Raw genomic sequence first — 21,119 nt, 5'->3', positions numbered from 1 at the left:
GCGGATCGCGGCGAACGGTCAGTCGTCGCTGAAGATCGCCCAGGCGATCAGGCCGATGGCGATGACGCCCACGGCCGCCCCGCCGATGATCCACGGCAGCGGGTTCTGCTTGTAGGACGCCGCGGCCTTCTCGCCCAGTTCGCCCACGCGCTTCGGCACGTTCAGCTTGTCCTCGATGGCGTCGAGTGTCGCGGCCAGCTCGTCCCGTGCTTTCGCGGCCTTCGCCTTGGCGGCCTGCGCCTTGGCGTCGATGGTCGTGCTCATGTCGTTCCTCGCTTTCCGATTCCTCTGATGGCTCTGTAGTCGCGTTGCAGGCTGTCGATCGATTCGGTCGGGATCGGGGGGATGCCGCGCTTCAGCACCCGGTAGCCGATGAGCGCCAGGATGCCGGCGACGATCAGCAGGAACGCCGCGACGACGAGCGCCGCCAGCCACCCCGGCATGACCTGCCCGAGAGCGAGCACGGCCGAGGTCAGCAGCACCCCGACCATGAACAGCACGACGACCAGCGCTCCGACGAGCAGACCGGCTCCCGCGCCGAGCGCCTTGAGCTTGCCGAGAACCTCGGCCTTGAGCAGCTCGATCTCGCGGTGGAACAGCTCTTGCACGAGGGTGGGCACATCCGCGACGAGCTCGATCAGCGAGCGCTTGCGCGGCACCCGCGGCTCGCTCCGCCGTGCGGACGAGGTCTCAGACATGATCTGTCGTCCCCGCCGCGATCAGCTGGACTTCGACGTGTCCGGCTTGGCGGCGCCCGACCCGGTCGCGGTCGACCGGGTGGTCGCCGACCGGGCACTGCTCGAACGGCGCGGCGCGGCGGCCGGCTTCTTGCCGGTCACCTGCGAGACGACCTTCTTGGCGCCGTCGCTCACGAACTCGGCGACATCGGGGGCCTTGTCTTTCACGAATGCCTCGGCCGCGTCGACCTGCTTCTGCACGAGCGGGTCGTTCCACAGCTTGAGGGCCGCCGCCTTGAGCTGTTCGTACCGCTCGCGACCCGCGCGGGTGCCGAGCACATACCCGACGCCGAGACCGGCGACGAAGAGGATCTTGCCTTTCATGGAACGCTCCATTCCTTGATGGCTGATCGGTCCAGCCTAGCCCTCGGGCTCCATCTCGTCGCCCAGCAGACTGTCGGCCTCGGCCTCCGCGTGACCGATCACGGCGGCCAATCCGGTGCCGGATCCAGCCTCGCCCACAAAACGCATTCCGTCAACGGCATGCGTTCGAGGCGCAGCCCGCTCCCAGGTGAGCGAGTCGGCGTCCACGAGTCTGCCGAGGGGCACACCGAGCAGTTGCGCGGCGTCCGCGCGAGCGCGCTCGACGGCATCGGCCGGGGCGTCGTCATACGAAAGACGCAGGGCGTGCAGGCCTCCGCTGCGCTCGGCGACCCATGGCCACTTGGCGGTGATGTGCGTCAAGGCTCGCGCCTGGACGCCCGGGGCGTCGGCGGCGACCAGCACGCCGCTTCCCCGCGGGGCGGCGTCGAGCTCCGGCGCGTCGACCAGCAGGGTGACGAGCGTGATGCGACGACCGGGGACGCGATCGGCGGCGACGCCGGGCGCCGCGACGACGACCTCGCCGCTCAGCCGCTCACCCGCCACCTGCACTCCCGTCGGAGTGACCTCCTCGGCCCGAGCTCCCAGCCGCACCTCGACCCCGAAGCGTCGCAGGTCTGCCATCAGCTCGTCGACCAGGCGCACGACACCGCCGCGGATGCCCACGACCTGCGACCCCGCGGGCGAGCGTTCACGCAGGCTGCGCACCGCGTGCGTGAGCGACCCCTCACGCAGGAACGCGGCCCGCAGGCCCGGCGACGCCCGATCGATCGACACCTCGTCGGGAGTCGTGGAGTGCACCCCGCGCACGATCGGGGCGACCAGCTGCTCGAGCACCGCCGGTCCCATGCGCCGCCGCACGAGTTCGCCGAGCGTCTCGGCCTTGGCCCCGACGAAGGCGGGGATGACCAGATCGAGCGCAGCCCGCAGCGCGGCCCGCGTTCCGATCGCCTCGATCACGTCGGACGCCACCGCGACCGAGGGGATGCCGAGCAGGCTCGTCGCGGGCAGAGCGAGCGCCGAGCCGTCGGCTCGGTGGAGCCAGGCGGGCAACGGCGCGGGCGGGACGATCTCGCCGCCGAGCCCGAGACGGGTCGCCAGATCGGCGACGATGCCCCCGCGGGTGGCGAACGACTCGGCGCCGGCGTCCAGCTCGATGCCGCCCAGCATGTGCCGGGCGAGCTGACCGCCGACCCGATCCGAGGCCTCGAGCACCGTGACGCTGCGACCGCCTAGCGCGAGCCGGCGCGCGGCGACCAGGCCGGCGATCCCGCCGCCGACGATCAGGACATCGCTCACCGGGTCACGCTCCTCAACCGCGCTCGTGCACCAGCTCGACGATGCGCGTCAGCACGTCGGGGTCGGTGTCGGGGGGAACCCCGTGGCCCAGGTTGACGACGTGCGCGGGCGCCTCGGCCCCGCGTTCCAGCACGTCGCGCACGTGCGCCTCGAGGGTCGGCCATGGCGCCGCGAGCAGCGCGGGGTCGATGTTGCCCTGCAGGGGCACGGTGCCGCCGAGTCGTCGGTTCGCCTCGTCGAGGGGCAGGCGCCAGTCGACCCCGACCGCGTCGACGCCGATCCCCGCCATCAGATCGAGAACCTCGGCGCTGTCGACACCGAAGTGCACCCGCGGCACGTCCAGGCCGCGCAGGGTGTCGATCGCGCGCTTGGAGTGCGGCGCGACCCGACGCTGGTAATCGCGGCGCGACAGCGAGCCGACCCACGAGTCGAAGAGTTGGGCGGCGCTCGCGCCGGCAACCACTTGGGCCCGGATGAAGGCCCCGGTCACGTCCGCGCACCAGTTGAGCAGGGTCGCCCAGCTGTGCGGGTCGGCGTACATCATGGTGCGGGCGCGCAGTTGGTCCTTCGAGGGGCCGCCCTCCACGAGGTAGGAGGCCAGGGTGTACGGGGCGCCGCCGAAGGCGATGAGCGGCGTGCTGCCGAGCTGCTCGACGGTCTGGGTGACGGCCGCCGAGATCGGGGCGAGGGCATCCGGATCGAGTGGGGGCAGTCGCAACACGTCCGAGGCGCTGCGGATCGGCTCGTCGATGACGGGCCCACGGCCGGGCACGATGCGCACGTCGAGGCCGGCCAGCTTGACGGGCACGACGATGTCGCTGAAGAAGATCGCCGCATCGACCCCGTGGCGGCGCACCGGCTGCAGCGTGATCTCGCTCGCGAGCTCGGGAGTCAGGCAGGCGTCGAGCATCTCGGTGCCCTCGCGCAGCTCGCGATACTCCGGCAGCGATCGCCCGGCCTGCCGCATGAACCAGACGGGACGCGTCTCGGGCCGATCACCGCGATAGGCGCGGACCAGCGGTGAGGTCGAGGTGCGCCCGTCCCGCAGCGGATGGTCGGCGGGCAGGGCGGAATCGTCGGGCGAGAGCACCCCTCAAGGCTAGGCGACTGCTCCTGTGAGAACTGGAAGGGGCGAGAGCCGGCTCCGGGGCGTCCGTTCAGCACCTTGGTGCCTACGATGGAGTGTGCTCTTGTGTGTCACGGCGAGCCACCGCACCTCCGACTTCGCCGTTCTCGACCGCGTCTCCCGCGAGACCTCGACGACCGCCGCCGACCTCGCGGCCTCCGCCGACGCCGTGCGCGGGGCCGTTCTGCTGAGCACCTGCAACCGCTTCGAGGCGTACCTGGACGTCGACGACACCCTCGCGGCGCATCCGCTGAAGACCGTCGAGCTCGTGTTCGCGACCCTCGCGCAATCGGTGGGAGAGGATGCCGCCGTGCTGCGCGCATCGTCGGAGGTACTGCTCGGCGAGGCCGCCCTGCGCCACCTGTTCTCGGTCAGCGCCGGGCTCGAGTCGATCGTCGTCGGTGAGGACGAGATCAGCGGCCAGGTGCAGCGCGCCCTCGCCGCCGCTCGACGCGACGGGACGACCAGCAGCGCCCTCGAACGGGCCTTCCAGCGTGCCGCGCGCACCTCGCGCGTGGTGCGTCAGGCGACCGACCTCGGCGGCGCCGGCCGATCGCTCGTGCGACTCGCGCTCGACCTGAGCTCGACCAGGGTGCCCGACTGGGCGACGGCCCGCGTGCTCGTGGTCGGTACGGGACGCTACGCGGCCACCTCGATCGCCGCGCTGCGCGCGCGGGGGGCCGGCGACATCCGGGTCTTCTCGGCGACCGGGCGCGCCGACAACTTCGCCACGCGGTACGGCGTGCGGGCCGAGAGCGACTTGCGCGATGCGATCGCCGACGCCGACGTCATGCTGACCTGCACCGCGCGCTACACGGTGACGGCCGCCGATATCCCGGATGCCGCCCGGCGCCTGATCATCGACCTGGGCCTGCCGCGCAACGTCGAGCCCGCGGTTGCCGCGCTGCCGGGCGTGGAACTGCTCGACCTCGAGCTGCTGGCTCTGCACGCCCCCCTCTCGGAGCTCGGCGAGGGGGCGCAGCACATGGTCGCGTCGGCCGCCGCGGAGTTCGAAGCGGAGGCGGATGCAGCCCCGGCCATCGTCGCCTTGCGCCGCCATGTGTTCGCCGCGCTCGACGAGGAGATCGCCCGGGCGCGCGCCCGAGGCGGCGACGAGCGGACCGAGGAGGCGCTGCGGCACCTCGCCGGCGTGCTCGTGCACACTCCGTCGGTGCGGGCCCGAGTTCTCGCCGCCGAAGGGCGGTCCGCCGAGTTCGCCGCGGCGCTCGAGGCGCTCTACGGGCTGACGGTGGAGTCGCCCGTAGCCGACTCCGGCGCCGGCGAGCTCGCGGACGGCGCCACGGCCTAGCTCCGCTGCGTTCACGACGGCGTCCGCCGATCGTGCGCTGGCCGCCGAACACGCAATGCCCCGCCCCCAAGGCGGGTTGGGGCGGGGCATTGTGTTTCATCGAATCCCCCGGTCTCTGCACCAGGCGACTCGAGGCTCAGGGGGCGTGGTGCGGGGCGCGCCGACGATTCATGGCGACCCGGATGGCGACCACCGCGATACCGAGCTGCAGCAGGATGATCGCGATCCACCCGACGCTGTCGCTCGACGACAGAATCAGGGCCACAAGCTCAGCGCAGATCGCGGCCGCGGCCGCGGCCATCAAGGCCCGGCCACTCGGGCCGCCTTCCGAGTCGATGCGGCGCGCTGCCGTGTCGGAGAAGCCGGCCCACGAGATGATGCCGGGCAGGCCGTCGGCGTCGTCCTGGCTCGCGACCGGGGAGAGGTGCGAGCGGGCGGCCTGGAAGCGTGGCGTGGCGCGGTGAACGAACATGGGGGATGTTCCTTGCTGAGAGGCGCGCCGAAGGTGATTCCGGCGTAAAGGTCAAAAAGGGTCGGGACCGTTTCGCGGTCCGCGGGGCGACAGTGGGGCCCGTCCGTGGAGTCCAGGTGCGGATTTCGGGTTCGCAATCCTGACTGACATTCACAACCTAGCAGTCCCCCTTTTTGTGGACCCACCCCCCGTCTGGGGGGTCACCTCGGACAAGATCCGCCGCCCGCCCGCGTCTCAGCACGCGAACGGACGGCGGTCGATGCTGAAAAGTGGCGGTATCACTTGGACTTGTCGCCGCACCGGGGGTCACAACCATTCGGGGGAGGGCTGCGGGGGACGGCGCCCCGCCCCTCGTGTCTCAGCACACGGGGGCGGAGCACCGCCATCTAGAGGGCTACCCCAGACGTCCGCGACGACGCGTCAAGCGCATCGCGACGATGGCCAGCCCCGAGGCCAGCAGGAGGTAGCCGAGCACAACTCCACCCGTCGGTGACGAACCGGTCAGGGCGAGGGTCTTGAGGTCGGCGCAGAGCACGGTCGCCGCGGCGATCGTGACCTTGAAACTCGCCGGCCCCGTCAAGCCGTCGCCCGCGGTGTGCGGCGACGCGGTGACGGTGTAGTTACCTGCGGGCAGGCTCACCGTCTGGCTCGACATCGGAGTGGAGGAATCGTTGAGGAAGTAGTCGACCTCGGCGAAGAACGACACGCCATCGAGCTCACCGACCGTGAGCGTCCCGTTCTGGGCGGAGCACGTCGGGTTGGTCACGGTCACCGCGGTCGGCCACGCCGCGAGCGTAGGCGGCTGGCAGCCGTCAAGCGAGTCCGAGCTCGACAACTGTCCGTCGGTGCAGCCGGGAGTCGAACACGGCGACGGGTCGGCGATCGTCTCCTCCCAGCTTGCGGGCGTGCTGGGATCGAGGACGTAGCCCGGCATCGCCGTCGGCGTCACCGTGTACGTTCCCGGCGGAAGAGTCGTCGCCGAGGAGTTCGCCACGATGTGCACCGACCCGGGACCGCCCGTGATCGTGTACTTGACGGTGCCCGGCTGGTAGTCGACGATCACAGAGCCGTCGAGCACCGCGCCGCTCGGAGAACAGGTGGCGGCGACGGCCGGGTCGGCCTTCACTGTCGCCGGGAGGCAGCCGTCGAATGCGGCGACCGGATCGGTCTGGTCGAGCAGCTCACCGTCCGCGTACACCTTCAGGCCGGAGCTACCGCTGGTTCCGATCGGGACCGTCACGGTCTCGCTCGCCCCCGCTGCCACGATCTTCGTGATCGAGGCGCTCGGAACCGTGAAGGTGATCGCGGCCGTCGATGCGGTGTTGTCGAAGGTGATCGACAGCTCCTTGATCGAGGTGTCGGGCCCGCTGACCGTGCAGCCCGCGAGGGTCCAGCTCACGGCCGGCCGGTAGCAGTCGCTATAGCTGCCGAGGTCGATCACCCAGGAGGAGGCCGCTGCGGGGTCGAGGGTGTACGGGCTGACCGCGGTGGCGGTGACGACGTTGATGCCCTGCTTGCCGTCACCCGCGGTGATCGCGTAGGTGATGTAGGCCGTGTCGACCAACGAGATGGATCCGTACACGCCGCACTGGGTGTTGGAGCTGTAGCTGGGCTTCACGGGAGCCGGGTTGTAACACGAGGGCGCATGCGCGTCGAGGACTCCGGGAACCGTGTAGTGCACCTCGAGGGTCGTCGCGCCCCCGGCGAAGGTGTGGCCGGAGGCCGCGATCGCCGTGCGCGTGTGGTCGCCGACCGTCTGGTCTTCAGGAGTCGTCGCCGACCAGCTCGCGTTCACCAGGTTGAAGGTCGCGGTGCCCGGAGCCGTGCAGCTCGGGCTGCTCACGTTGACCGAGGCCGAGGCATCCTGCGGGAGGCAGTCGGCGTTGTGGACCAACTTGAAGGTCACACCCAAAGATTCGGGCAGGGGGAAGTCCTCGGCGGGGTCGCCGGGCCTGTCCAGGTGCCCCCCCGCGATCAGGCTCGTCGTGACATCACTGTTGTTGTAGACGTCGACCTGGTACGAGGTGCCGCAAGTCGTGAGTTGACTGTCGAGCGCGTTCAGGTCCTTGCTGTTCGAGTAGGCCTTGGCGAAGAAGGTCTGGGGCCAGGTTGCGTCATTGCCGCTCCAGCTGGGCATCTTCCAGGCGACGATGACGTAGGCCGGATCGGTCTGCTGGGGGGTCGAGTCCTGCGTGGCGGTCGAGTCCTGCTTGGTCGACGCGGAGGCGGAGCTCGCGGGACCGGCCAGGGATGTGAGGGCGATCATGCCGAGGGCCAGCGCGACAGCACTGGTGGCGGCGAGGAACTTCTTGAGCACGGGTATTCCTTGCTGAGAGGAGGGAAGCGAGGGCGCGAGGGCGCGCCGAAGACCGGCACGGGGGTGGCCGGCGAGAGGCGGGTAAGCACGGTCGAGGCGGGTTTCGGGTCCGCCGACCGTCAGTCGGGTAAGGGGGTTCGGGTTCTTCGGGTTTCACCAGTCTGTCGCCGGTCGGGGGGGGTGAACGGTGCTGGGGGCACACGCTCTGGCGACCTGGCCTAACATACCGGTCCCCCGACTAGGGGACAAGAGCCAATTTTGTCCCCCGATCCGGAGGCGGGACCGCCTGGGCTCAACGCCGGATCAGTGCACGTATTCGAGCAGGTCGAATCCCACGGTGCGCATGGCGTCGAGCACGCGCAGACGGGCCGCGATGCCGCTGTCGTTGAACTGCACGGACACGGCGTAGGAGAGGGCAGATCTCGGCCCGCGCATGACACCTGCCTCGGAGCGCACGCCCGAGTCGGCCCCCGTCTTGTTGACCAGCAGCATGCCGTGGTCGACGCCGCGGTGCGAAAGCGGGTCGAGCCCGAACGCGCTCGCGACCATCGACAGGTCGGAGTTGAGCGAGAGCCAACCGAGCACGCGACTGCTCGTCAGGCTGTCGACGACCTCGCCCCGAGCGAGCGCCGCGAACAACCAGCTCAACTCGGCGGCCGAGCCGACCGAGAGCTGCGGCGCGTCATCCGGCCCCCGGCTGTCCCGCACCAGATCGAGCAGGGCGGTGCGCAGCAGGCCGAGAGACTCGGTGCGGGCGCGCACGGCATGCAGCCCGACCTGGCGCAGCAGCACGTTGGTCGCCAGGTTGTCGCTCGACGCGCCGACGAGCGTCGCCAGGTCGGCCACGGGAAGGGAGGGCGCCTGCAGATGCTGCCAGATGCCCGAGTCGCCGACGGCGTCGCGGGGGGTCTTGTCGAGGATGCCGTAGCCCGAGGAATCGCGCTCGGTCAAGCGCGCCGACACCTCGACGAGCAGCAGGATCTTGCCGATGCTCGCGGTGGGCAGCACGATGCGCTCGTCGATCGCGAGCAGGGAGCGTCCGGTGTCGAGGTCGGTCACCGAGGCGGAGACCTGCGCTCCCTCGTAGGCGAGCTCGCCCAGTGCCGTGAAGCTGTTCGCGAAGTTCTCGGCCGGCTGCGCCGCCCGATGCCGCGGCGTGCGGGGACCGCGCACGCGATCGCGTCGTTCTCGGGTGTACGCGACTTCGGTCACGGGGATGCCTTCTCGGGGGGAACCGCCAGGGTCGCCTACATGCTACGCATGCGATGCTGCATCCGGGTGTGCGCCGGACCGGCAAGTGCAGATCACCAGATGCGCACGCGCTCCTCCGGCGGCAGCCAGAGCGCGTCGCTCGCACTCAGGCCGAACTCGGTGGCGAACTCGTCGATGTTGCGCACGATCTGGTTGCAGCGGAACTCGTTCGGCGAGTGCGGGTCGATCGAGAGCAGCCGCAGCGCCTCCTCGTCGCGCAGCTTCGCCTGCCAGGCCTGCGCCCAGCTCAGGAAGAAGCGCTCGGCGCCCGTCAGGCCGTCGATGACCGGCGGCTCCGCGCCGTCGAGCCAGAGCAGGTACGCCTTCCAGGCGATCGCGAGACCGCCGAGATCCCCGATGTTCTCGCCGATCGTGAGGGCGCCGTTGACGTGGTGCTCGGGCAGGGCCTTCGGCGCGAGCGCGTCGTACTGCGCGATGAGCGCCTTCGTGCGCTCCTCGAACGCCGTGCGATCCGCCTCGGTCCACCAGTTGGTGAGGCGGCCGTCCCCGTCGTACTGCGAGCCCTGGTCGTCGAAGCCGTGGCCGATCTCGTGGCCGATCACGGCACCGATCGCACCGAAGTTGGCCGCGGCCTCCCGGGGCTCGTCGAAGAACGGGTACTGCAGGATCGCGGCGGGGAACACGATCTCGTTGAAACCGGGGTTGTAGTACGCGTTGATGGTCTGCGGCGTCATGAACCACTCGTCGCGGTCCAGCGGCTTGCCGATCTTGCCGAGCTCGCGCTGGAACTCGAACTCGGTCGTCGCGCGCACGTTGGCGATCAGATCGTCGGGCAGGATCGTCAGGCTCGAATAGTCGCGCCACTTCACGGGGTAACCGATCTTGGGCGTGAACTTCGACAGCTTGTCGAGAGCGCGCGCGCGAGTCGGCTCGGTCATCCAGTCGAGGTTCGTGATGCTCTCGCGGTACGCCTCGATCAGCTTGGCGACGAGCGCGTCCATGGCCGTCTTGGCCGCGGGGCTGAAGTGCCGCTCGACGTAGATCTTGCCGATCGCCTCCCCCATGGCGCCCTCGGCGACCGAGACCCCGCGCTTCCAGCGCGCCCGAAGCTCGGGCGTTCCGGTGAGGGTCTTGCCGTAGAAGTCGAAGTTGGCGTCGACGACCTCTCTGCTCAGATAGGGCGCCGCCGAGTGGATGATCTGCCAGCGCAGCCAGTCCGTCCAGCTCGCGAGGCGGTCGTCCGTCAACAGGCTGCCGAGCCCCTCGACGAAACTCGGCTCGCGCACCACGAGCTCGTCGAACGATCCGGTCGGAACGTCGAGGGCGTCGAGCCAGTCGACCAGCGGCGCGGCTCCCGCGAGCTTCTCGACCTCGACCCACGGCAGCGGGTTGTACGTGGCCTGGCTGTCGCGGGTGCGCACGTTGTCCCAGTGGTGGGCGGCCAGCTCGGTCTCGAGGCCGAACACCCGTGCCGCGCGCACGGCGGGTTCGCTGAGCCCCGCCAGGTCGAACATCTTCTCGAGGAAGGCAAGATAGGCGGTGCGGATCTCGGCGAACTTCTCTTCGCGGAAGTACGACTCGTCGGGCAGCCCGATGCCGCCCTGCTCGAGGAAGACCAGGTAGCGCTCGGGGTCGCCGGGGTCGTTGTCGACGAAGGCCTGCACGAAGCCACTCGTGCCGAGGCGCTCGAGCCGCCCGAGTTCGGCGAGCAGCGCCGGGATCGAGTCGATCGCCTCGACCGCCTCGAGGTCGGCGGCCAGCGGGGTCAGGCCGAGCTGCTCGATCCTGCTCTCGTCCATGAAGCTCGCGTAGAGGTCGCCGATCTTGCGGGCCTCGCTGCCGGGCTCGGCCGTCTGGGCCTGCTCGATGATCTCGCGGACCGCCTGCTCCGCCTGCTCGGCGAGGATGTAGAACGAGCCGTATCGGGCCTTGTCGCTCGGGATCTCGGTGCGGGCGATCCACTTGCCGTTGACGTGCCGGAACAGGTCGTCCTGCGGGCGGATCGCGGGGTCGAGTTCGTCGAGTTCGATACCGGAGCTGAGCGGGGTGGCGTCGGTCATGCATTCAGCCTAGGTCGCCGCGATCCGCGTCGGAGATGCGGGGTAGCGTCGCAGCATGACCACTCACGACAAGGCGGCCGCCCTCGCGGCGCTCTACGGCTCGTCCACGATCCTGCGACTGGTGAACGTGTGGGATGCCGTCTCGGCGCGCACCGTCGCCGCGCTTCCCGAGACCACGGCGATCGCCACGGCGGGGCACTCGATCGCCGCGAGCCACGGCTTCGCCGACGGGGCCATGCCGTTCGAGCTCGTCATCACGTCGCTCGCCGAGATCGTCGCCGCCACCGAGCTGCCGGTCACCGCCGACCTCGACGACGGCTACGCCGATCCGGGCGAGACGGTGCGCCGCGCCATCGGGGTCGGGGCGGTCGGGGCGAACGTCGAAGACCGGCTGCGACCGATCGACGAATCGGTGGATCGCGTGCGACAGATCGTCGCCGCGGCGCGATCCGAAGGGGTCGACTTCCAGCTCAACGCACGCACGGATGCCATCGCCCGTGGCGGAGACCGTCCCCTCGAGCAGAGCATCGCCGACGCGATCGAGCGCGGCCGGGCGTACCTGGCCGAGGGGGCCGCCGCGGTCTTCGTGCCCGGGATCCTCGATCGAGAGGCGACCGAGAGGCTGGTGGCCGGCCTCGGGGTCGGCGTGCTCAGCGTGATCGGCATTCCTGGCGCGCTGACGGCGGCGGAGTACGAGCAACTCGGCGTCACGCGAATCTCGTACGGACCGCTGCCGCAGCGGGTCGCGCTGCGCGCCCTGCGAGATCTCGCCTCCGAGCTCTACGCCGACGGCGTCATCCCCTCCGACACCCCGGCGCTCAACTGATGGCGACCGCGCAGCGGGTCCTCCTGATCGGCGGCAACGGCATCATCAGTTCGTCGGTGAGCCGATTGGCCGTCGAGCGCGGCATGACCGTCACCCTGCTCAACCGGGGCACGAGCACGACGCGCCCGCCGATCGATGGCGCCGAGACGATCATCGGCGACGCCTCCGATCCGGCCTCGGTGCGCGCCGCGGTCGGGTCGCGCGAGTTCGACGTGGTCGCCGACTTCCGAGCCTTCGTCCCCGCCCAGGTGCAGGCCGACATCGAGCTGTTCACGGGGCGCGCGGGGCACTACCTGTTCATCTCCTCGGCATCCGCGTATCAGAAGCCGATCGCCCAGCTGCCGATCGTCGAGTCGACGCCGCTGCGCAACCCGTTCTGGCAGTACTCCCGCGACAAGATCGCCTGCGAGGACCTGCTGATCGCGGCGTATCGCGACGACGGCTTCCCGATGACGATCGTGCGCCCATCGCACACCTACGACCCCGGCCTGATCGCGCTCGACGGCGGCTGGACCGCGCTCGATCGCATGCGGCGCGGTCTGCCGATCGTCGTCCACGGCGACGGATCCTCGCTGTGGACCCTCACTCATGCCCGCGACTTCGCCCCCGCGTTCGTCGGCCTGTTCGGCAACCCGCACGCACTGGGCTCGCCCGTGCACATCACCTCCGACGAATCGCTGAGCTGGGATGCGATCGCCGGCCTGTACGCCGCAGCGCTCGGCGTCGAGCCGCGTCTCGTGCACATCGCGAGCGACACCCTCGCGCGCGAGCTGCCGGAGTTCGGTCCGGGCCTGCTCGGCGACAAGGCGCACAGCGTCGTCTTCGACAACACGCGGATCAAGTCGCTCGTGCCGGGCTGGGTCGCCACGACGCCGTTCGCCGCCGGGGCCCGAGAGACGGTCGACTGGCACCTGGCCGAGCCGGCCCGGCAGCAGGTGGATGCGGCGCTCGACGCGCGCTACGACGAGCTCGTGGCCCGGTTCGCCTAGCGAGCCGCTCGGAGCCGGCCCTTCGTGGGTGCGCGCCGAGCGAGCTCCTCGTTCCACTCGACGAGGAGGGCCGGCAGGCGGCGTTCGAGGAACTCGAAGAAGTCGGCCAGCTCCTCGACACGGGCCTGAGCACTCGGCCGCCCGCCGAGCCGCGCCGCGGCGTCGCGCATGGACCGCACGAGCTGCGGGTAGCGGCCGGTGCTGGTGAGGCTCGCCGTGTACCAGGGGGTGTCGCCGAGCGTGTAGACGTGTCGACGGCTGCCCGGCTCCGTCACGGTGCGGATGAACCCGAGCACGCCGAGGTAGCGCACCGCTCCCGAGATCGCCGCCGCGCTGACCCCGAGTTCGGCGCCGAGTTCGGCGGCGGTCAGCTGCCCCCTCTCGCTCACGGTGATCGCCATCAGGATGAATCCCGGCAGGCGCGGGAAGCCCTGCGCCGCGAAGTCGCCACCGATCGTCGCGACGAAGTCGGCGGCGGCCTTTCGGGACTCGTCCGCCGTCGTCATGTCGACAAGTCTCGCCGACGCACGAGCACCAGTGCGACGGCGGCCAGGGCGAAGGCGACGGCGGTGAGCACGAGAGACGGTCCCCAGTCGGTGAACGGCACCGTGGGCACGTGACTGAAGGGGCTCGCGTCACGCACGGCCTGCGGCAGTTTCAGAAGCTGCCCGAACAGGCCGATCACGATCGCCGCGGCGAAGATCACCCACGAGCCGAGCGTCGAGATGCGGGGCAGCACGGCGATCAGCACGGCCGCCACCGCCACCATCGTCACCGCGGCGGGGAGTTCGGCGAAGGCCTGCCCGAGGGCATGCCAGCCGTTGACCGAATGGCCGGTGGCCGCGAAGCCCAGCGCCGCGGCCAGTCCGGCCGCCGCCGCCACCGAGGAGGTCGCGACGGCCCCGACGACGAGCGAATCGCCGAGCCAGCGCACCCGGCCCACGGGGGCGGCGAGCACCAGCTCCGCCCGACCCTCGGCCTCCTCGCCACGCAACCGCAGGACCGCCTGGATGCCGGCGGCCGCGGCGAGCATCCCGATCATGATCATGACCGTCTCGATGAACAGCCCGGCGGTGTCGACTCCACCGCTCGGGCTCAGCTGCTCGAGCACGGTCAGCACCTGGGCGTTGCCCGCGACGAGGTCGTCGGCCGCGCTCGCGAGCGCTCCCGTCGCCACGCCGAGCAGGGCCGCGCCGACCGCCCAGCCGAGCACCGACGGCCAGTGCAGTCGCCAGTCGAGCCCGAGCAGCGAGCGCAGGCTGCGCCGCGCGATCGCTCGCCCATCGCGCTCGGGCAGCAGGCTGGCGCCGAGATCTCGGCGGGCGTGCACGGCGAAGGCGGTCCCTCCCGCGGCGACGGCGAGCGCGAGCAGCAGCAGGACCGGCCAGATCCGGTTCTCGGTGAAGGCGAGGGTCTGCTGGCCCCAGCCGATCGGCGACAGCCACGACGGCCACCCGGGGTCGAGCGTGAGTGCGGCGATGTGCGGGGTGCCGAGCGCGTCCCCGGCCGCTCGCAGGGCATAGGCGAGCAGCACCGCGACGACCCCGATCGAGTTCGCGGCCCGGGAGGTGGCCGCCAGCTCGCCGGCCAGCATCCCGATCCCCAGGAAGCACAGCCCGATCGCCCCGAGCGCCGCGGCCGCGACCCAGGCCCCGGCCCCGCCGTAGCCCGCGGCGATGAACCCGAGCGCCGACAGCAGGGAGAGCACGGCATCTGCGGCGAGCCCGAGCAGGGCGGTCGAGACGAGTGGGGCGGATCGGCGGATCGGCGACGCCGCGATCAGCTCGCGACGCCCCTGCTCCTCATCGGCCCGGCCGTGGCGGGTCGCGAAGAAGGTGTTCATGAGGCCGAAGGCCACCGCCAGGAAGGTGAAGACATCGAAGAACAACAGCGAGCCCGCCGACGCCCCGTTCGGGTTGCCGCGCAGCGCGAGCAGCGACGGCGTCGCGAGGCTGAGGCTCAGCACGGTCGTGCGCTCGGAGGCCGTCGCGAACTCGCTCGCCACGGTGGCTGCACTGCCGGCGAGGGTCACCGCGATCGCGACGATCCAGACGCTGAGCACGACCCGGTCGCGACGCAGCTGCAGCGCGAGAACCCGTCGCATCAGCCCACCTCGATCGCCGCGGGCGCGATCACGCCGGGCCGGTCGCCGTAGTGGCGCAGGAACAGCTCCTCGAGCGACGGCGGTGTCACGGTCAACGCGCTCACCCCGGCCCGCGTGAGCGCCACCAGGACCGGGTCGATCGCGTCGGTGTCGACGTCGAAGACGAGCCGCTCGGCCTCGATGCGCAGGTCGTAGACCCCCGGCAGCGCCGAGATCTGGCCGGCCGTCGCGGAGGTGCTGACGTGGAAGCTGGTGCGGGTCAGATGACGCAGCTCGTCGAGCGAGCCGGACTCGACCGCCCGGCCGGCGCGCACGATGGTCACCCGCTCGCAGAGCTGCTCGACCTCGCTGAGGATGTGACTCGACAGCAGCACCGTCGCCCCGTCGGCGCGGACCCGCTCGACCTCGCGCCGGAACACCTCCTCCATCACAGGGTCGAGACCGCTCGTGGGCTCGTCGAAGAGGTAGAGCTCGGCGCGGCGGGCGAACGCCGCGATGAGGGCGACCTTCTGCCGATTGCCCTTCGAGTAGCCGCGCCCGCGCTTCTTGGGGTCGAGCTCGAAGTCGCGCAGCAGCCGCTCGCGCAGGGCGGGATCTGCTCCGCCCCGGAGCGAGGTCAGCAGGTCGATCGTCTCGCCGCCGCTCAGGTTGGGCCACAGGTTCACGTCGCCGGGCACGTAGGCGAGTTCGCGGTGCACCTCGACGGCATCCCGCCAGGGGTCCCTGCCGAGGATCGTCGCCTCGCCGGCGCTCGCGCGCAGCAGTCCGAGCAGCACGCGCAGGGTGGTCGACTTGCCCGCGCCGTTCGGCCCGAGGAATCCGTGCACCTCCCCCCGGCGCACCGTGAGGTCGAGGCCGTCGAGGGCCCGCACCCGTCCGAAGGTCTTGACGAGGCCGCGGGCCTCGATCGCGTTGCTCATGCGGCGAGCGTACACTTCGTTCACAATTTTGTGAATGTCCAGAACGCCGAGTCTCGCGGGAGGACGCCCGCGCTAGCGTTGACCGATGCGCTCCTCCTCGACAGCCCCCCGAGCCACAGCCTGGCGGAACGCCGTGTTCGCCGTGTTCGTGCTCAACGGCTTCGGAATCTCCGCATGGATCGCACGCATCCCCAGCGTGCGCGATCACCTGCAGATCTCGGTCGCCGAGGTCGGCATCCTGATCTTCGGCCTCTCCGCCGGATCGGTGCTCGGACTGCTCGTCTCGGGCCATCTGGTGCACTGGATCGGCGGCCGTCAATCGATCCGACTCGCCCTGGTCATCGCCGCGTTCGCCCTCGCCGGCATCGGGATCGGCACCACCCTGCTGTCGAGCTTCGCGGTGGTGCTCGCCGCGCTCGTGGTCTACGGCGTCTGCAGTTCGATCTGCGACGTCGCCATGAACGTCGAGGGAGCCGGGGTGGAGCGCACCACGGGCCGCACCCTGCTTCCCCTGTTCCACGCCGGCTGGAGTCTCGGCACCGTCGTGGGCGCCGCGCTCGGATCCGCCGCCGCCTTCCTCGGTATCGACCCGGTCTGGCACCTGGCGGGCGTCGGCCTGCTCCTGGCGATCTCGACCCTCGTCGTGGTGCGGTTCATCCCCGCGCACGCCGACCTCGGCGCCGAGGGGGCCGACACGACCCCGCTCACCTTCCGCGAGCGGATGGCGATCTGGCTCGAACCGCGCACCCTGCTCATCGGGCTCATCGTGCTCGGCATGGCCTTCACGGAGGGCTCGGCCAACGACTGGCTCGCGCTCGCCATGGTCGACGATCGCGGGCTCGACAACGGTCAGGGCGCCTTGCTGTTCGGCGTCTTCACCGCGGCGATGACCGTGGGGCGAATCGTCGGAGGCCCGCTCATCGACCGCATCGGACGGGTCGCGGCCCTGCGCTGGTCGGGCGCGACGGCGGCGGTCGGCCTGGCGCTCGTCATCCTCGTGCCGGTGATCCCGATCGCCGTCGTCGGCATCGTGCTCTGGGGGGTCGGCGCGTCGCTCGGGTTCCCGATGGGGATGTCGGCAGCGGGCGACGACCCCGCGCGGGCCGCCGCCCGGGTGAGTGCGGTCGCGACGGTCGGCTATTTCGCCTTTCTCGCCGGACCGCCGCTGATCGGCTTCGTGGGCGACCGGATCGGGCTGCTCAACGCCCTGTGGATCGTGCTCGTGCTCATCCTGCTCGCCGCGTTCACGGCGCCCGCGGCCCGCGAGCGCAGCGGGCGGTTCGCCAAGACGGTGGTCGCGCCGGTCGGCCCCGCCGCGGAAAACTAGACTCCCCTCGTGCGTCTCGTCGTTGCCCGCTGTTCCGTCGACTACGCGGGGCGTCTCAGCGCGCACCTGCCGCTCGCGACCCGCCTGCTCGTGGTCAAGGCCGATGGCAGCGTGCTCGTGCACTCCGACTCGCTGAGCTACAAGCCGCTCAACTGGATGAGCCCGCCCGCGACCTTCTCGAGCGAGGAGGTCGACGAGGAGCGGGCCGCGGCCGGGGTGACGCAGCTGTGGCGGGTCACCAACGCCAAGACCGCCGATCTGCTGGTCATCTCGATCCACGAGGTGCTGCACGACTCCGAGCACGAGCTCGGCATCGACCCCGGGCTGCAGAAGGACGGCGTCGAGGCCGACCTGCAGCGCCTCCTCGCGGAGCAGATCGAGCTGCTCGGCGAGGGGCACACCCTGGTGCGGCGGGAGTACATGACCGCGATCGGCCCCGTCGACATCCTGGCTCGGGATGCCGCGGGGGCGAGCGTCGCCGTCGAGATCAAGCGGCGCGGCGACATCGACGGGGTCGAGCAGCTGACCCGGTATCTCGAGCTGATGAACCGCGACCCGCTTCTGGCGCCCGTCAGCGGCGTCTTCGCGGCGCAGGAGATCAAGCCGCAGGCGCGCACCCTCGCGACCGATCGCGGCATCCGCTGCCTGCTGCTCGATTACGACGCGATGCGCGGACTCGAGACCGGGCACTCGCGGCTGTTCTGAGCCGCGCCGACGTAGGCTGGCGGCAAATGCCCCGACAGCCGAGCCCCGCCCCGTACAGCGCCGTGCTGTTCGATCTCGACGGCACGATCGTCGACTCCGCCCCCGGCATCACCGCGACCCTCGCGTACACCTTCGAGCGCCTGGGGCTTCCCGCGCCCACTCCCGCACAGCTGCTGGAATGGGTGGGGCCGCCGATCCTGGACTCCTTCCGCGATCGCGCCGGCTTCGACACCGACGAGTCGCTGCGCGCGCTGCGGATCTACCGCGAGCGCTACCTCTCGACCGGGGTCTACGACGCGACCGTGTATCCCGGGGTGCCCGCGGTGCTGCGCGAGATCGCGGCGGCCGGCATCCCGCTGTCGCTGGCGACCTCGAAGCCCGAGACGCCCGCGCGCACCGTGCTCGGGCACTTCGGGCTGCTCGATCCGTTCCACGAGCTGACCGGGGCGAGCGATGACGAGCGCCGCAGCGCCAAGAAGGACGTCGTCGAGGAGGCCTTGCGCCGGCTGAGCCTGCACGACTTCGACCTGTCGCGGCCGGTGCTGGTCGGCGACCGCCACCACGACGTGGAGGGGGCCGCGCATCACGGCATCCCGACGATCTTCGTCACCTGGGGATACGGATCGCCCGCCGAGCAGGCGGGCGCCGTCGCGGTCGTCGACACGCCCGCCGAGCTGCTGGCCGAGCTGGGTCTGAGCGAGCAGACCGCCGCCTAACGCGCGAGCCGCTCCACCGCGGCGGCGAACACCCCCGGCAACGCGGACGCCGTCGGCACGACGAGGCCCCGTGCCGGCGAGGCCGCGAGCCGCACGAGGCCGCCGGTGAGCCGACGGACGTCCCGCGTCACCTCCCGCCACGCCCGCTCGTAGGAACTCGGATCGTTCCGCCCGATCGCGTCGACGGCCGCGCGCGCCTGGGCCACGCCGATCCGGATGCCCTCGCCGGTCAGTGCGTCGACGTAGCCCGAGGCGTCGCCGACCAGCAGCACCCGGCCGACCACCCGCGCGCGGGTACGCTGCCGGAACGGCCCGGCGCCGCGCAACTCGCTGCGCGGCTCGGCACCGCGCAGGCGCGCCGCCAGCTCGGGGGCCGCCGCGATCGCCTCCTCGAAGTCCACCCCGCGCCGCGCCAACGAGGCGATGCCGACGACCCCGTCGCCGGTCGGGGTCACGTACAGCTCGCCGAGCGGCGTCCAGTGCACCTCGATCAGCTCCGACCACGGCTCGATCGCGAAGTGCCGGCGCAGGCCGTAGCGGCGGCGCGGGCGCGGGGTTCCCGCGTGCAGTCCCGTCGCCCGCGCGACCGTCGAGTGCAGCCCGTCCGCGCCGAGCAGCCAGTCGGCGCGGATGCCCGCGGCCGTCACACCACCGGCATCCTGGGCCACGGCATCCACGCGCCCTTGCACGACGCGCACGCCGAGTTGCTCGGCGCGGTCGCGCAGGGCCGCGTGCAGCGTCGTGCGGCGCACTCCGAGTGCCGGGCCCGCGGCGAAGCGATGTTGGGCCGCGCGCCGCCCGTCGCGGTACTCGACCCCGCGCAACGGGAAGCCGCGCGGCTCGACCCCGAGCCGCGCCAGCGCGGCGACGCCTCCGGGCATGATCCCCTCGCCGCACGCCTTGTCGATGATCCCGACCCGCGGCTCGACCACCGTCGCCTGGCAGCCGGCCATCCGCGCCTCGATCGCGCAGGCGAGCCCGACCGGTCCGCCGCCGGCCACCAGCACGTGGGTCACGTGCGGATGCCCGTACCGATCTCGGCCGCGCCCGCCAGTGCGCGGTTCTCGGCCGGGATCCGGAAGCCCAGCAACAGGATCGCGTTGAGCACCGTGAAGACCAGTGCCGTGATCCAGGCCGTGTGCACGAGCGGCAGGGCGACGCCCTCGATCGCGACGATCAGATAGTTCGGATGCCGCATCCGCTCCCAGCGGTAGATCCCCCGCCGCACGAGCGGCATGCCGGGCACCACGATGACCCGCGTGTTCCACTGCCGCCCGAGGAGCGCGATGACCCAGTAGCGCCCCACCTGGCAGGCGACCGCGACCGCGAGCATCGGCCAGCCCAGCCAGGGCAGGAAGGGTCGCCCGAGCAGCCACACCTCGGCGACCGCCCCCAGCAGCATCCCCACGTGCAGCGAGATCATCCAGGGCAGTTGCCAGCGGTTGCTCTCGACGCCGCCGCGGGCGAAGGCCCAGCTCGCGTTCCGCCGCGAGATGACCAGCTCGACGACGCGTTCGATGCCGGTCAGCAGCACGAAGACCGTGAACAGCACCGCCGACAGGCTCATGCCGCCCACCTCAGCAGCACGTACTCGCTGGCGACCCCGGGGCCGAGGGCGAACAGCAGGCCGGTGGCCCCGTCGGGCTGTTCGAGCACGTCGGCGAGCACGTGCAGCACCGACGACGAGGAGAGGTTGCCGATCGCGGCGAGCGAGCGCCAGCTGGCCGCCAGCTGCTCGCGGTCGAGACCGAGGCCGTGCTCGAAAGCCTCGAGCACCCGGGGACCGCCCGGATGCGCGATCCAGACGTCGACGTCGTCCGGCACGAGCGCATGCCGGGCCAGCAACCCGCGCACGTCCTCGTCGATGTGCGCGTCGATCAGGTCCGAGACCGCGGCCGTGAGCACGATCCGGAATCCGGTGCCGCCGATGTCCCAGCCGATGACGCTCTCGCTGTCGGGGTAGAGCTCGCTGCGGGTCCCGACGATCTCGGGCCCCGGCAGCCCGAGCTGCTCGGCCCGCCGCGCACCCGCCACGATGACGGCCGCGGCGCCGTCGCCGAACAGGCCGCTGGCGACGAAGTTCGCGACCGAGTCGTCGGAGCGCTGCAGCGTCAACGAGCAGAGCTCGACCGAGACCAGCACGGCGATCTCGTCGGGATGCCCGAGCAGGTAGTCGTGCACGCGGGCGAGCCCCGCGGCGCCGGCCACGCAGCCCAGGCCGAAGGACGGCATCCGTTTGATATCCGGCCGCAGTCCGAGCAGCGGAACCAGCCGGGCGTCGATCGACGGGGCGGCGATCCCCGTGACCGAGGTGAAGAGCAGGTAGTCGAGCTGGTCGGCGGTCAGCCCCGCACTGGCCAGAGCGGCCGTCACGGCGCGGGCCGCGAGCGCCGTGCCCTCGTCGATCCACAGCTCGTTCGCCTGTTCGAACGAGCCGAGCTCGCGATAGCGCTCGAGCGGCAGCACCGTGTGACGGTGACCTATGCCGCTGGCGGCATGAAACCGCGACATCACCGCCTGGCGGGTGCGATCGTCCGTGATGAGAGCCGTCAGCTCCGCCGTGATCTCGGCCTGCGGATAGACGTTCTCGGGCAGAGCCGGCGCCACTGCGACGATCCGGGACATGTCCGGAACGTAACACTATTCGCGAGACCCCGCTCCGCCGAGCCGGCCTGACGG

Annotated in this window: 21 protein-coding genes; 6 read left to right on the top strand and 15 right to left on the bottom strand. The window is 71.3% G+C overall.

Going from position 1 to position 21,119, the window contains the following annotated elements:
• Positions 1-18: 18 nt before the first annotated feature.
• From ACFPJ4_RS08725 to hemE, 5 genes are read right to left on the bottom strand one after another with little or no spacing between them, the layout of a single operon-like run.
• Positions 19-264 (bottom strand): DUF3618 domain-containing protein, encoded by a 246-nt coding sequence (locus tag ACFPJ4_RS08725; RefSeq protein WP_386740018.1) that lies wholly within the window; start codon positions 262-264, stop codon positions 19-21.
• Complete coding sequence (locus tag ACFPJ4_RS08720; protein WP_386740017.1) at positions 261-698, bottom strand: phage holin family protein; 438 nt, start codon at positions 696-698, stop codon at positions 261-263. Before ACFPJ4_RS08720 ends, ACFPJ4_RS08725 begins: the two co-directional genes overlap by 4 nt.
• Before the next feature lie 21 nt (positions 699-719).
• Entirely contained in the window at positions 720-1,061 is a 342-nt protein-coding gene (locus ACFPJ4_RS08715; protein ID WP_386740016.1) for a YtxH domain-containing protein, read from the bottom strand.
• Positions 1,062-1,097: 36 nt separating this feature from the next.
• On the bottom strand, positions 1,098-2,357 hold the full coding sequence (locus ACFPJ4_RS08710) for a protoporphyrinogen/coproporphyrinogen oxidase (RefSeq protein WP_386740015.1): 1,260 nt from the start codon (positions 2,355-2,357) through the stop codon (positions 1,098-1,100).
• Between the two features lie 13 nt (positions 2,358-2,370).
• Positions 2,371-3,447, bottom strand: coding sequence for a uroporphyrinogen decarboxylase (gene hemE, locus ACFPJ4_RS08705; protein WP_386740014.1), 1,077 nt, complete (start codon positions 3,445-3,447; stop codon positions 2,371-2,373).
• Between the two features lie 94 nt (positions 3,448-3,541).
• Between hemE and ACFPJ4_RS08700 the strand changes: the two genes are divergently transcribed.
• Positions 3,542-4,792: a glutamyl-tRNA reductase gene (locus tag ACFPJ4_RS08700; protein WP_386740013.1), complete on the top strand. Its 1,251-nt coding sequence runs from the start codon at positions 3,542-3,544 to the stop codon at positions 4,790-4,792.
• Between the two features lie 136 nt (positions 4,793-4,928).
• On the opposite strand, the gene ACFPJ4_RS08695 is transcribed toward ACFPJ4_RS08700, so the two are convergent.
• From ACFPJ4_RS08695 to ACFPJ4_RS08680, 4 genes are all read right to left on the bottom strand, one after another.
• The gene (locus ACFPJ4_RS08695) at positions 4,929-5,264 is read right to left on the bottom strand and encodes a hypothetical protein (protein ID WP_386740012.1); all 336 of its coding nucleotides are present in this window, start codon (positions 5,262-5,264) and stop codon (positions 4,929-4,931) included.
• Positions 5,265-5,658: 394 nt separating this feature from the next.
• Entirely contained in the window at positions 5,659-7,581 is a 1,923-nt protein-coding gene (locus tag ACFPJ4_RS08690) for a hypothetical protein (protein ID WP_386740011.1), read from the bottom strand.
• A 303-nt stretch (positions 7,582-7,884) separates the two neighbouring features.
• On the bottom strand, positions 7,885-8,793 hold the full coding sequence (locus ACFPJ4_RS08685) for a serine hydrolase (protein WP_386740010.1): 909 nt from the start codon (positions 8,791-8,793) through the stop codon (positions 7,885-7,887).
• A gap of 92 nt (positions 8,794-8,885) precedes the next feature.
• Positions 8,886-10,853 (bottom strand): M13 family metallopeptidase, encoded by a 1,968-nt coding sequence (locus ACFPJ4_RS08680; protein ID WP_386740009.1) that lies wholly within the window; start codon positions 10,851-10,853, stop codon positions 8,886-8,888.
• 55 nt (positions 10,854-10,908) lie between these two features.
• Between ACFPJ4_RS08680 and ACFPJ4_RS08675 the strand changes: the two genes are divergently transcribed.
• Together ACFPJ4_RS08675 and ACFPJ4_RS08670 are read left to right on the top strand one after the other, a co-directional pair.
• Positions 10,909-11,679: an isocitrate lyase/PEP mutase family protein gene (locus tag ACFPJ4_RS08675; protein ID WP_386740008.1), complete on the top strand. Its 771-nt coding sequence runs from the start codon at positions 10,909-10,911 to the stop codon at positions 11,677-11,679.
• Positions 11,679-12,668 (top strand): SDR family oxidoreductase, encoded by a 990-nt coding sequence (locus tag ACFPJ4_RS08670; RefSeq protein WP_386740007.1) that lies wholly within the window; start codon positions 11,679-11,681, stop codon positions 12,666-12,668. The genes ACFPJ4_RS08675 and ACFPJ4_RS08670 overlap by 1 nt, the downstream gene beginning before the upstream one ends.
• On the opposite strand, the gene ACFPJ4_RS08665 is transcribed toward ACFPJ4_RS08670, so the two are convergent.
• From ACFPJ4_RS08665 to ACFPJ4_RS08655, 3 genes are read right to left on the bottom strand one after another with little or no spacing between them, the layout of a single operon-like run.
• Complete coding sequence (locus tag ACFPJ4_RS08665; RefSeq protein WP_386740006.1) at positions 12,665-13,174, bottom strand: GbsR/MarR family transcriptional regulator; 510 nt, start codon at positions 13,172-13,174, stop codon at positions 12,665-12,667. The two genes, ACFPJ4_RS08670 and ACFPJ4_RS08665, sit on opposite strands and share 4 nt — an antisense overlap.
• The gene (locus tag ACFPJ4_RS08660; RefSeq protein ID WP_386740005.1) at positions 13,171-14,772 is read right to left on the bottom strand and encodes an ABC transporter permease; all 1,602 of its coding nucleotides are present in this window, start codon (positions 14,770-14,772) and stop codon (positions 13,171-13,173) included. The genes ACFPJ4_RS08665 and ACFPJ4_RS08660 overlap by 4 nt, the downstream gene beginning before the upstream one ends.
• Positions 14,772-15,692, bottom strand: a complete 921-nt coding sequence (locus tag ACFPJ4_RS08655) for an ABC transporter ATP-binding protein (RefSeq protein WP_386740004.1) — start codon at positions 15,690-15,692, stop codon at positions 14,772-14,774. The genes ACFPJ4_RS08660 and ACFPJ4_RS08655 overlap by 1 nt, the downstream gene beginning before the upstream one ends.
• An 85-nt stretch (positions 15,693-15,777) precedes the next feature.
• Here ACFPJ4_RS08655 and ACFPJ4_RS08650 point away from each other — a divergent pair, with 85 nt between their 5' ends.
• From ACFPJ4_RS08650 to ACFPJ4_RS08640, 3 genes are read left to right on the top strand one after another with little or no spacing between them, the layout of a single operon-like run.
• Positions 15,778-17,019: an MFS transporter gene (locus ACFPJ4_RS08650; RefSeq protein ID WP_386740003.1), complete on the top strand. Its 1,242-nt coding sequence runs from the start codon at positions 15,778-15,780 to the stop codon at positions 17,017-17,019.
• Between the two features lie 9 nt (positions 17,020-17,028).
• Positions 17,029-17,724, top strand: coding sequence for an endonuclease NucS (gene nucS / locus ACFPJ4_RS08645; protein WP_386740002.1), 696 nt, complete (start codon positions 17,029-17,031; stop codon positions 17,722-17,724).
• A gap of 26 nt (positions 17,725-17,750) precedes the next feature.
• Positions 17,751-18,440 (top strand): HAD hydrolase-like protein, encoded by a 690-nt coding sequence (locus ACFPJ4_RS08640; RefSeq protein WP_386740001.1) that lies wholly within the window; start codon positions 17,751-17,753, stop codon positions 18,438-18,440.
• On the opposite strand, the gene ACFPJ4_RS08635 is transcribed toward ACFPJ4_RS08640, so the two are convergent.
• From ACFPJ4_RS08635 to ACFPJ4_RS08625, 3 genes are read right to left on the bottom strand one after another with little or no spacing between them, the layout of a single operon-like run.
• A complete protein-coding gene (locus ACFPJ4_RS08635) occupies positions 18,437-19,456 on the bottom strand; it encodes an NAD(P)/FAD-dependent oxidoreductase (RefSeq protein WP_386740000.1) in 1,020 nt (339 codons plus the stop codon). The two genes, ACFPJ4_RS08640 and ACFPJ4_RS08635, sit on opposite strands and share 4 nt — an antisense overlap.
• Positions 19,453-20,007, bottom strand: a complete 555-nt coding sequence (locus ACFPJ4_RS08630) for an isoprenylcysteine carboxyl methyltransferase family protein (protein ID WP_386739999.1) — start codon at positions 20,005-20,007, stop codon at positions 19,453-19,455. Before ACFPJ4_RS08630 ends, ACFPJ4_RS08635 begins: the two co-directional genes overlap by 4 nt.
• Complete coding sequence (locus tag ACFPJ4_RS08625; protein ID WP_386739998.1) at positions 20,004-21,065, bottom strand: type III polyketide synthase; 1,062 nt, start codon at positions 21,063-21,065, stop codon at positions 20,004-20,006. Before ACFPJ4_RS08625 ends, ACFPJ4_RS08630 begins: the two co-directional genes overlap by 4 nt.
• Positions 21,066-21,119: the final 54 nt, after the last annotated feature.

Source organism: Lysinimonas soli (assembly GCF_042655435.1).
GTDB classification, from domain to species: domain Bacteria; phylum Actinomycetota; class Actinomycetes; order Actinomycetales; family Microbacteriaceae; genus Lysinimonas; species Lysinimonas soli.
This window is presented reverse-complemented; position numbering and strand designations above follow the sequence as displayed.